This is a genomic window from Pseudomonas sp. Pse35 (assembly GCF_024519715.1).
Taxonomy (GTDB): domain Bacteria; phylum Pseudomonadota; class Gammaproteobacteria; order Pseudomonadales; family Pseudomonadaceae; genus Aquipseudomonas; species Aquipseudomonas paracarnis.
The window spans coordinates 1-786 of the sequence record NZ_JALJRP010000081.1 but is presented as its reverse complement, the minus strand read 5'-3'; the positions used below and the strand labels follow the sequence as shown (position 1 = coordinate 786).

At 62.2% G+C, this 786-nt stretch carries 1 pseudogene; it reads right to left on the bottom strand.

Annotated features, from left to right (window positions below):
- Positions 1-786: pseudogene (locus OC445_RS26905) on the bottom strand (type IV secretion protein Rhs); the annotation flags it as partial.

Genomic DNA, 786 nt, shown 5'->3' with positions numbered 1-786 from the left:
CGGGGCGGTCTTGCATCAGCAGGTTGCCGGCCGGGTTGTGGGCGAAGCGTTCCTGCACGTCCTGGGAGTGATCGGCGCGGGTCAGGCGATTAAGCGGGTCGTAGCGGTAAAGGTGTTCGCCTTTGCGAGTGTCGACCAGGCGGGTGAGGTTGCCGCTTTTGTCGTAGTCGTATTGGCGTTGGTAGAGGTAGTTTTGCTGCTGCGTAACGGCGTGGGCGTGCAGACGATTCTGGTCGTCGTAGTGGTAGTGGCTGAGCAGTTGGCCTTGCTGGCGCTGATGCTCGCGGCCGCTCTTGAACAGATGTGAGGTGAGCACTTCACCGTTGAGTTCGACGGTAGCGAGGTGGCCGCCTTTATCGTGGGTGAAGGTGACGCGGTTATTGTCCGGCAGGCACAGGTTTTTCAGCTGGCCGCAAGCGTCGTAGCCGTAGCGCAGGGTGCCCCAGCCCTGGTGTTCGGCGGTGAGGCGGTTTTGGCGGTCGTATTCGTAGGCCAGCGCCCAGTGGCCGTCTTCGACGCTGAGGAGGTTGCCCTGGCGGTCGTAGGCATAGTCGACAACGCTGGCACCGGGCAGGGTTTTTCGGACGAGGCGACCGGCGTGGTCGCGCTCGTAACGGGTGATTAGCTGACTGTTATCGTCGCCGTATTCGGTCTTCTCCAGCAGGTTGCCGTTGAGGTCGTAGGCGTAGGCGGTGCGCTGGCCGTCGAAGCCGGTTTCCTGGCGGATCAGGCCGTTGGGGTGGTAGTCGAGTTGGTAGGTTTCGCCGGCTTCGTTTTCGATCTCGC